The organism is Candidatus Vagococcus giribetii, assembly GCF_017316185.1.
GTDB lineage: Bacteria > Bacillota > Bacilli > Lactobacillales > Vagococcaceae > Vagococcus > Vagococcus giribetii.
Map to the genome: position 1 here is coordinate 59,352 of NZ_JAFLVX010000005.1, position 10,430 is coordinate 69,781.

Below are 10,430 nucleotides of genomic sequence, written 5' to 3' on the forward strand. Positions count from 1 at the left end.
TTCTTATATCTCTTTATCTAATCGTCGATTGACTTTACCTAGTAATTTAATCAGTTGAGTTAGCTCATCATCATCTAAAGAAGAAAAACAAGCTGAAATAGTTTTTGCATGGAGAGGAAAAATCTCTGCCATTAATGACTTGCCTTGTTCTGATAGGCTCACATAAGTCATTCGTTTATCTTTTGGGCTCACTGAGCGAATGACATAGCCCTTTTTCTCTAGTTGGTCAATTACATAAGTGGTACTACTACTAGCAATTAAGATTTTTTCTTTAATGTGTTGAGTGGCTTGTTCCCCTTGATGGAATAATAACTCCATCACTGAAAACTCAGTCATATTCAACCCGTAACAAGTAACATCTTGTTTCACTATTTTTTCTAACTTATTGCTCCCTCTCATGATGCCAATAAAAGCACCCAAGGCCTTATCTTCTCGTTTCATGTTGTCATCACTCCTTTACCTATTTAATTTATCTCGAATTCGAGATAATAATCTAAAAAAATATAAGTTACTTTTCTTAACTTGGTCTTAGTATAACTCCTTACTTACAAAAAGTAAACAGATTTGACTTACTTTTTGTAATAGAGTTAAAAAGAGCGTGATATCAAGCTTTTGACTTGTTATCACGCTTTTTTTATTTCCTCATTTGATTCAATCGATAAAACCGAAGCACCATAATCGTTTCATAAATAGCTAAGACAAATAAAACCGCCGCAATCAACATGACTGTTTTACCATTTAATAAATGATAACTATAGATAGATAAAATAGCCCCTAACACAAAAGAAAAAACAACACGGAAAAAGTGAAGGAAATTCTCCTTATCCTGAGTTTCTCTTGTTTTGAGATACTCATAGAAATTAACGGCTAAACCTTTAATATTTCCCGTTGTAAACAAACTTGTATAGGTTTTACCATCTATCTTATCAAAAGCCACCCACTGAATCGCTGCTGTGAAAGCTATTAACACTGTCACAAAGGTGCTATGGCTATTAACTAAAGGTAGTCCCACCACTAAAAAGACTAAGGCTTCAAAGTATAAGATAAACAAGCGCCAATAATGAATTTGTTTCTTTTTAAAAAAATCAATGGCGTACTTAGCTAACAAGATACCTGTAAAAAAGCACATGATTGAAAGAATCTTCTTCCAAACACTACTCCACTCCCCATCAAATCCTTGAATAATAGCTAAGATAACATTACCTGTTTGAGCAGAAGCAAACACATCATAATGGATATACGTGTACGCATCCATCGCTCCCCCTATAAAGGTCAAAATCAGTCCTACCATACGATCTTCATGAAAATTTGTTGTCATTTTATCACCAGCATTTTTTAAGATGGCTCTATTTTAACACAAAACCACTCAAAACAGGATTAATCAACAGAATAGAGGCCGACATTTAAGTCAGCCTCTATTCTGTTTTTCAAAACTTTTTTACTAGTCGTTAACAGCGTCTGCCACACTTTTAGCCACAACTTTTGCCACGCCTTCTTGGAATGGATCTGGAATAATATTAGTTGTCGACAACTCTTCTGCAGGAACTAAACTAGCAATTCCTTTAGCTGCAGCAATTTGCATGTCAATCGTAATATCTCTCGCACGAGCGTCTAGAGCTCCTCTAAAAATACCAGGGAATGCTAAAACATTGTTGATTTGGTTAGGGAAGTCACTACGTCCTGTTCCCACAATATAAGCACCTGCTTCATGAGCTTCATCTGGGAAAATTTCTGGTGTTGGATTAGCCATAGCGAAAATCACAGGTTTCTCAGTCATTTCTTTAATCCATTCAGGTTTCAACACGCCCGGTGCCGATACACCTACAAAAACATCTGCGCCTTTTAGAGCGTCTTCTAACGTGCCTTCACGCAACTCACGGTTAGTTACTTTAGCAATATCTGCGTGATGAGGAGCTAATGTTTCTGATTGAGATTCAGAAATAATCCCAAAACGATCGACTACAGTAATATGTTTCACACCAGCTGCTAAGAATTTACGAGTAATAGATAAACCAGCTGAGCCACCACCGTTGACCACAACTCTTACGTCTTCAATGTCTTTTTCGATTAGTTTAAGGGCATTGTAAAAGGCCGCTAATACAACAATTGCTGTCCCGTGTTGGTCATCATGGAACACAGGAATATCCAATTCTTCAATCAAGCGACGTTCAATCTCAAAACAACGAGGGGCACTAATATCTTCTAAGTTAATCCCACCAAATGTAGGAGCAATCATTTTGACTGTTTGGATAATTTCCTCTGTATCTGTTGTGTCTAACACAATCGGTACAGAGTCTACATTAGCAAAGCGTTTGAAAAGAGCTGCTTTTCCTTCCATAACTGGCATTGCTGCTTCTGGTCCAATATCGCCTAATCCTAATACAGCCGTTCCATCACTAATAACAGCTACTGTATTTTTTTTAGTTGTTAACTCATAAGCTAGTTCTTTGTTGTCAGCAATTGCTGAAGACACGGCTGCAACACCTGGTGTGTAGGCAATACTCAAGTCTTCTTTGTTGTTGATTGCTACTTTTGATTCAACGGATAATTTTCCGCCGTTTTCTCTGGCTTGTTCAATTGCTAATTCTTTTACGTCTTTCTTTGTCATGGTTATTTCCTCCCCTAATTTAGAAAATCATTCTTAAGATAGCTGTCATGGTAATAACAGTAATCGCACCACCAAGTCGTGTGGCTACTTGAGCAAATGGCATTAAGTTCATACGATTCGTTGTACTTAAAATAGCCACATCTCCTGTACCACCCATTCCACTTTGGCAAGCTGAAATAATAGCTGCTTCTACTGGATACATATTCATAAAACGTGAAATGAAAAATCCTGTCATGATAACAGTGAATACCGTACTAATAACCACTAAGAAATATTGCCATGTTAGTACACCAACAACGTCTTTTAATGGAATGTAAAGTAATCCTAAACCTGCCATCAATGGGAAAGTAAAATTCCCTGAAATAAATTTGTATAATTGTTTTGATCCTTTTTGTGTTTCTTTTGGCACAACGTTTAAATATTTTAAAAGAGCTGCCACAACAATCATTAAAACAGGACCTGGGAAACCAGTTAAATGTTGTAGTAAACCACCTGTGATAAATAACGTACACGCAGTTAAGACACCTGCTCCCATTAATTTCACATCAATTGGTGATTTATCTTCTTCTAATGCATCGGCTAAATCATCAGAATCTCCCATTTTTACTAATTGACCTTGACCAGATAAGTGAGGTTTCTTTTCCCCTAAACGACTAATAATGGCTGAGCACATAATGGCAAAGAAATTACCAATAATCGTTGCAGGAATTAATTGTCCCACTAACTGTTCACTACCCATACCAGTAATGGCACTGTAACCAAGTGATAAAGGTAAAATTCCTTCACCAATACCTCCTGCTAAAACAGGTGTGACAACAAAGAATAAAGTTTGTTTCCAATCCATACCCAGAGCCACTCCAACTGCTGTTCCAACACCCATAGCTAAAATCATTCCAAGTAACATCGGAATAATCATTTTCATCAAGCCTTGAACTAATATTTTACGGTTCATTCCTAAGATACTACCACAAACAAGACAAGCAATATAGAAGTATAAGAAATTTGCTTGCTTCATTAGCATATCTGCTGATTTTAAAACGTTCTCATTTATTAAATTGAAAAAAACTAAAATAGACGGTACTAATAATGACATAATAGCTGGACCACCAAAATTCTTAATAACAGGAATATTAGCACCAATCGTTCCTAACAACCAACCCATGGTTAAAATAACTGCAAAACCACCTAACATGTTAACCGGTAATTGCTGTAAGTAGGCAGTAATCAAAATAACTGTTGATAAGACAATATAAACTGGTAAGGGAACAGACCCTACATGAATATTCATCCAATCTTTCTTTTCTTTCACTGATGTACTGTGTTTGACTACTTTTGGTTTATTTAACTTTGTTTCCACTTGTTTTCCTCCTTTGTTTTTACACCCACAGTGTATTGGAAGCGTTTTTTTAAAGATACATTATTTAACTAATTTAAATTAATCCAACTAATTAAATTTCAGAAATATTTGCTATAATGAACATAAAAGGGAGGGATTTCATGAAGAAAAAGCTTAGTTTACAGGCCTTATTGTCACTAACCTTTATTGTAACTTTATTAATTTCTGTTTCCATTTCTTATGGATTGATTGTGAAAAATGCGGCTAATCGTGTCAAACAAGACGAAGAAAGACTTCTCTTAAATACAGGAAAATACCTCGCTGAAGAACCGTTGATTATTAACCAACTTAAAGAAGAAAAAACGAGTCTTGAACTTCAACAATACGTGGCTCGAGTTTCTGAGGTTTATCATTTAGACTTCATTGTGGTCATGACGATGGATACTCTACGCCTGACTCACCCCGATCCCAAACAAATCGGAAAACACTTTATTGGCGGAGACGAACAAGGGGCTCTTCAAGGAAAAAGCGAAACCTCGATTAGTAAAGGAACTCTTGGAAGGTCATTACGGGGATTTGTTCCAGTCTATGATACTCAAGATCCTAGTAAACAAATTGGCGTTGTGGCTTTAGGTATCAAAATGAATTCCTTAGCTGAGATGATTAATCAATCCAAAAAAGATTATCAACTCTCACTGATTATTAGTTTACTCTTTAGTTTATCTGTAGCTTTTGCCTTGTCTCTGTATTTAAAACGGACTTTACTGAATCTAGAACCTCAAGAAATTGCTTCAATTTTGGAAGAACGAAATGCTATGCTAGAAGAGACAAAAGACGTTATTGTGGTTATCGACTTGAAACAACACATCTTACTAGCTAACGCTCAAGCTCAAACGTTGTATCAATACACCACCCAACAAACTGATTGTGTGGGTAAACCAATCCAAGAATTACTCCTTCATTTTGATGTCACTAGATTAGACAAAAAAACGGAACAACTTTATCAACAACACGGACAAGACTACTTACTATCAGCTGCTCCAATTGTGGTGCGTGGACAAACAACTGGGCATATTTTGTTTCTACGAAACGCTACCGAAACCTTGTTTGTCACAGATCAACTAGCTAATACCACAGCTTACGCCACAGCTCTTCAAAGCCAATCACACGAATTCATGAACAAACTTCATGTCATTTACGGCTTAGTGGATTTAAATGCTTATGATGAGTTACACACTTACTTAGAAGACTTACTACAGCCAGAAAAAGAATTCGCTAGACACTTAGCCTTACTTGTTAAAGACCCTATGATTGCCGGTTTTTTAATTGGTGAAAGACAAAAATTCTCAGAAATAAAAACGACTTTAACCATCGATATTTTCCCTGAGATTCCGTTATGTGCCGACGCTGAGAAACGAACAGATTTTATTACTATGCTTCGCTACGTCCATCACGCTTTTTTACAAAAAAAATTACCTGAATCTTTGACCTTACTCCTTGAGTGGCAAGAGCAACAGATTCAAGCAAGCTATACGTTTTTACCTAATGACTTTGATGAAAATGATTGGGAAGACATCAAAAAAGGACTCGACTCATTCTACTTAAAACAATTTCTACTTGAAACAAAAAGCGAGATGACTTTTACAGCTGATTCACTCGTCATCATCACCCAATTTCCTAAGGAGGTAACTTAATGACCCGCGTACTTATTATTGAAGATGATCCTATGGTGCAGTTTATCCATAAAAGTTACTTAGAAAAAATTAGCCAAACAATGACTATCTACACCTCAACAACACTTAAAGAAAGTCGTGAATTATTAGAACAACACGAGATTGATTTGATTTTACTCGACATTCATTTAGAAGATGGAAATGGTTTGCAGCTACTAGAAGAATTAAGACGACAAAAATACGACATGGATGTCATCTTAATCACCGCCTCAAAAGAATCTCTTTTAGTCAAAGAAAGCCTACATTTAGGCGTACTTGATTACCTAATCAAACCCTTCACTTTTGATAGATTTGAAAAAAGGGTTGCTCTTTACCATCAAAAAACAACTCAACTCAATCAAAGTGAGATGAACCAAGAACATATTGATGCCTTCTTACAAGGTCAAAGAACCCTTGAAGAACCTGAAGAAGAAGAATTGGAAAAAGGGCTCACACCTGAAACTTTACAATTTGTGATTTCAACTATTCAACAACTAGAGCAACCTTTTAAAATTCAAGACATAACAGACAAGACAAAATTATCTCACGTCTCTGTCAGAAAATATGTGGCTTACTTAGAAAAAAATGGACAACTTCTCAGTGAGAATATCTATCTAAAGGTCGGTAGACCTTACAAAGTCTTTTACTTAAATCAAAAAGAGGAACTGTAACTTACTCAAGTCACAGTTCCTCTTTTTTAATACTTATCTGATTGTTTTAAATGCTTCTGACCATAAAATTAATTCATCTAACATATCGTTAATACCTGGTTCCATGTGTTCACCTGGTTTGAATGTTGTGAAGTTTTCAAAATCAGTGAATAAGTTAAATGCAGGGTTAGTACGTACGTCTGCTACTTTTTGTTCGCCTAAAACTAAACGAATTTGTTCTGAAGCACGAACACCACCAGCTGAACCATAACTTACAATCCCAGCAGCTTTATTGAACCACTCGTCACGAGCGCTATCAATAGCATTTTTCATTGATGCTGCCATACCATGGTTATACTCTTGAGCTACAAAAATGTAACCATCTAATTCATTGATTTTTTCATTCCATTTTGTGTTAGGTGTTGCTGTTCCCATAAATGGTAAGTTGTATTCTGCTACATCAACAATTTCAAATTCATGACCTTCTCGTTTGTCTGCAATCTCTTTAATATATGCTCCAACTTGTGGGCTAACGCGTCCTTCTCTTGTGCTTCCTAAAATAATTCCAAATTTCATGTGTGTTTCCTCCAATTAAGTTTATCTGTATTTTCAAATGTTATAAAAGTATTTGATTAATACTTTGTTATTTCTTTGATGTTATTAGTATATTACACTTACTTTTAATAAGTCAAAACAAAAGACTTACTTTTTATAAGTTTTTTTATTATTCTCCTCAAATCCTTGAAACTAGTACGTTTACAATGACTCTTAACTAACTTTTATTCTCTTTAACTTGCTTGAGATTGAATTAATACAAAAAAGTGAAATGATATACCTTTCTTTATAGCAAAATTGTCCGACTTTTTTATCCCTTCAATGCTATACTAATCACAATTACTTAACTCGAGGAGTTTCCATAAATGAATACAACTTTACAGCCTATTATCGACTACATAGAAGACAATTTAACAACAGACCCCATTCTACATGATTTGACGTAAAGATAAAAAAAGACCGAAACCTTTCGTTGCAGTCAGGTTTCGGTCTTTTCGTATAGTTTTTCTTAAATTAATAACATTTCGCATTTATATAATGATTTTAAATATCAATCAGAATACTTATTTTAATATTACTAGTAACATTAAAATAAGTAACATAAACCAACAGATTAAAAGCTAATTAAGTGTCTCTAAGAAAAGAAATTATCTAGATATTTTTCTCTTCTGATAGAGGTAGAAAGCACTAATAGCTAGTAAAATAATCGTACCTACTATTGTTATCCATTTTACTTTTTGTTCCCCAGTTTTTGGTAAATTATTCCCAGTTTTATTTGAATTATCCGGTATTTTTGGTTTTGTTGTAGTAGGATTATGGGTATTAGTAAGCATTAAATTTCCTGTGTTTTCTCCAGTAATCGTAGCCACATACCCTTTAACATTTCCAACTTCAGAAATTGTGTACTGAATCGGCTTGCCATCTTTATCAGCCATATCCAATTCTTTCCAACTGTAAGTCCAGTTGCCTTTTCCATTTAATTCAATAGCTTCACCTTGTTTTTCTCCATTTGCATGCAATTGGATTTTAATACTATTTGGTCGAATACCATCTTGATTATTGTTATCTTCCCAATGTTTAGTAACAGTTGCGCTAATTTTTCCAGGATTATACGTATTAGTAATATCGAAACCACTAATTTGAGTGATGTAGTTTTCTACTATATCTTCAGTCACTGTATAGACAATTTCTATGCCGTTTTGATACTTCGGTAGATCGTTGAATGTATATTGCCAGTTATCATCCGCTGTGACTGGTTTACTATCAACTTGTTTTCCATCAGCTAGTAAGTTTACAGTGATACTATCTGGTCGAATACCATCTTGATTGTCTTTATCATTCCAAGTCTTAGTTCCAGAAACCTCTGTTAATTCAGCTATATGAGTATTGGTGATTGTTACATTTCCCTTATCAATCACTGGTTTACTTGCTTGGTAACCTGAAGGAACATCTAGTTCTTTTACAGTGTACTTAATGGCTTTTCCTGCAGTTTTAATATCTAAATCAGTCCAGTTGTAAGCCCAGTTATCTGCACTAGTTAAAGTAACTGGTACTCCTTTAGCTACCTCATCAGCGTAAAGTTGAACTTGAATGCTTGTTGGACGCTTGCCATCTTGGTTATTGTTGTCTTCCCAAATCTTCGAAACTCCAATGTTTGTTTTTCCTGGTGTATAAGAATTGGTGAAATCAAAACCATTGTTTACAGATGTGTAATCAGTAACAGTATCTTCAGTCACTGTATAGACAATTTCTATGCCGTTTTGATACTTCGGTAGATCGTTGAATGTATATTGCCAGTTATCATCCGCTGTGACTGGTTTACTATCAACTTGTTTTCCATCAGCTAGTAAGTTTACAGTGATACTATCTGGTCGAATACCATCTTGATTGTCTTTATCATTCCAAGTCTTAGTTCCAGAAACCTCTGTTAATATCGGAGTGACTGATTTAATAGGATTCACCACAGTTATAAGAAAACCTTTATTATCATTCGCTGTGACTGAAAATTCATCTACTCCGTCTACACCATTAATAGAATAAATCGGCTTATCATACTCAGGTAATTGGGATACTTCAACTATTTTATATTTTCCATAATCAAGGTTTGAAAATTTAATTTCACCAATCGAGTCCGTTGACCGTTCTATTTGACCACCGTCTTTAGGTTTATAGTCTGAGAAATTGCCATCAGAGTCTAATTTTTGTAATTTAAATGTAATATTAGGAAGAAGATTTCCTGAATCATCCTTCTTAATAACCTTAACATTTTGTGGAAGAATTCCTTCAGCGCCACTATCTATAGTTTGGTAATTAACAATAGTGCTAGAATCTATACTCTCTCCAGAGTTATATCTTAGCTCTGCTTTATTTGCTATATCTTGAGTTGGGGTATTTTTATCTACTTCTGTAGAAATACTAACAAATGATGCTATATGCATTTTCCCCTTAGTCACTTCTGACAATTTGTTCAAGCCATTAATAGTATTTTCTTTTTCTAAATCAGTCAAATCATCACTATTTACCGTAGAAATCAGTTGTTCTAAGGTCTCGTTTCCAGAAAGACTTCCATGAAGGTCTCCAAAACCGATTAAGACTATTTGTTGCCCTGTATCATCTGTATATATACCATACGAACCAGGAGAGGTTTTTATCCGATTATAGAAATCATCATAACTCTCACCAAGTGATGGAACTAACTTATTAAAAGACATCTGCGAAATTGTAGCATAATTCGCCGAAATTATGTTGTTTTTTGAAAGAATAGGTATCACATTACTTATTAAAACATTGACTACTTTTTGGCCTTTTGTGAGTGTATCTACTAATACTACATCATTTTTTACAGGAGGATTCCCTCCAGTCATGGCGCTTTGAAGGGTATCATAATTAACTCTTATCGACCAAAATATCTTATTAGAAAATTGTGTTCCTATTTTATTTAATTCACCATAATTGGGAGTCTCAAATACTTCGCTTCCTCCTCCACTACCAGGAATCACAAAGTCTGGAAAAGTTAATCCACCGTCTATAACATCGTCTTTGCCTTTATCCACTGTTGTTTTCCCAACCATTTTTATATAACCATTTTTTAGACTAGAATAATTTTTGGCTAAATCATTAAATATAATTTTGAGTTTACCGTCAGATACTTTAAATTTCCCAATAGACACACCATCTGAAAGTTTTAAATCTGTTTCACTAAATTCATAAAATGTAAGGTACTTTGATGGCAAATTAATTTCAACATAGTCTCCCGCGTTCAAGGTCCCTGAATCATCAAAATGCCAATAAATTTCAGTATAAATATTTTTATATGCTCCTAGAATATCATTATCTTTTACTTCTGAGTAATTTCCGTCTCCATCAATTATATATAAAATATTTCTATCAATACTAAATGATGAAGTAACATTATTTCCAGTATCAAGTGTTTCTGCAATAACTGTATAATTCATTAAATTTGAAAACAGTGACGAAAACAACAATAAAAAAACTGACAAAACATTAATAATCGGCTTACCTCTAAAAAATTTGTTTGATTTCACTTATATTTTAATCACCTTCTATAT

Annotated in this window: 8 protein-coding genes; 2 read left to right on the forward strand and 6 right to left on the reverse strand. The window is 34.6% G+C overall.

Going from position 1 to position 10,430, the window contains the following annotated elements:
• Window positions 1-3: 3 nt before the first annotated feature.
• The 4 genes from DOK76_RS01740 to DOK76_RS01755 form a co-directional block, all read right to left on the reverse strand.
• Window positions 4-441, reverse strand: a complete 438-nt coding sequence (locus DOK76_RS01740; protein WP_206964540.1) for a MarR family winged helix-turn-helix transcriptional regulator — start codon at window positions 439-441, stop codon at window positions 4-6.
• Window positions 442-634: 193 nt separating this feature from the next.
• Window positions 635-1,318 (reverse strand): YoaK family protein, encoded by a 684-nt coding sequence (locus DOK76_RS01745; RefSeq protein WP_206964541.1) that lies wholly within the window; start codon window positions 1,316-1,318, stop codon window positions 635-637.
• A gap of 123 nt (window positions 1,319-1,441) precedes the next feature.
• Window positions 1,442-2,608 (reverse strand): NAD(P)-dependent malic enzyme, encoded by a 1,167-nt coding sequence (locus DOK76_RS01750; RefSeq protein WP_206964542.1) that lies wholly within the window; start codon window positions 2,606-2,608, stop codon window positions 1,442-1,444.
• A 19-nt stretch (window positions 2,609-2,627) separates the two neighbouring features.
• Window positions 2,628-3,896, reverse strand: a complete 1,269-nt coding sequence (locus DOK76_RS01755; protein ID WP_206964555.1) for a 2-hydroxycarboxylate transporter family protein — start codon at window positions 3,894-3,896, stop codon at window positions 2,628-2,630.
• 209 nt (window positions 3,897-4,105) lie between these two features.
• Here DOK76_RS01755 and DOK76_RS01760 point away from each other — a divergent pair, with 209 nt between their 5' ends.
• A complete protein-coding gene (locus DOK76_RS01760) occupies window positions 4,106-5,638 on the forward strand; it encodes a Spo0B domain-containing protein (RefSeq protein ID WP_206964544.1) in 1,533 nt (510 codons plus the stop codon).
• On the forward strand, window positions 5,638-6,327 hold the full coding sequence (locus tag DOK76_RS01765; protein ID WP_206964546.1) for a response regulator: 690 nt from the start codon (window positions 5,638-5,640) through the stop codon (window positions 6,325-6,327). The genes DOK76_RS01760 and DOK76_RS01765 overlap by 1 nt, the downstream gene beginning before the upstream one ends.
• 33 nt (window positions 6,328-6,360) lie before the next feature.
• Here the strand turns inward: DOK76_RS01765 and DOK76_RS01770 are convergent, their stop codons facing one another.
• A complete protein-coding gene (locus DOK76_RS01770) occupies window positions 6,361-6,882 on the reverse strand; it encodes an NADPH-dependent FMN reductase (protein ID WP_206964549.1) in 522 nt (173 codons plus the stop codon).
• Window positions 6,883-7,508: 626 nt separating this feature from the next.
• Complete coding sequence (locus DOK76_RS01775; RefSeq protein ID WP_206964551.1) at window positions 7,509-10,406, reverse strand: Cna B-type domain-containing protein; 2,898 nt, start codon at window positions 10,404-10,406, stop codon at window positions 7,509-7,511.
• Window positions 10,407-10,430: the final 24 nt, after the last annotated feature.

Coding starts and splice junctions, on each gene's coding strand:
- DOK76_RS01765 (WP_206964546.1), top strand. CDS start 5,638: ATGACCCGCGTACTTATTATTGAAGATGATCCTATGGTGCAGTTTATC.
- DOK76_RS01755 (WP_206964555.1), bottom strand. CDS start 3,896: ATGAATATTCATGTAGGGTCTGTTCCCTTACCAGTTTATATTGTCTTA.
- DOK76_RS01770 (WP_206964549.1), bottom strand. CDS start 6,882: ATGAAATTTGGAATTATTTTAGGAAGCACAAGAGAAGGACGCGTTAGC.
- DOK76_RS01740 (WP_206964540.1), bottom strand. CDS start 441: ATGAAACGAGAAGATAAGGCCTTGGGTGCTTTTATTGGCATCATGAGA.
- DOK76_RS01745 (WP_206964541.1), bottom strand. CDS start 1,318: ATGACAACAAATTTTCATGAAGATCGTATGGTAGGACTGATTTTGACC.
- DOK76_RS01750 (WP_206964542.1), bottom strand. CDS start 2,608: ATGACAAAGAAAGACGTAAAAGAATTAGCAATTGAACAAGCCAGAGAA.
- DOK76_RS01760 (WP_206964544.1), top strand. CDS start 4,106: ATGAAGAAAAAGCTTAGTTTACAGGCCTTATTGTCACTAACCTTTATT.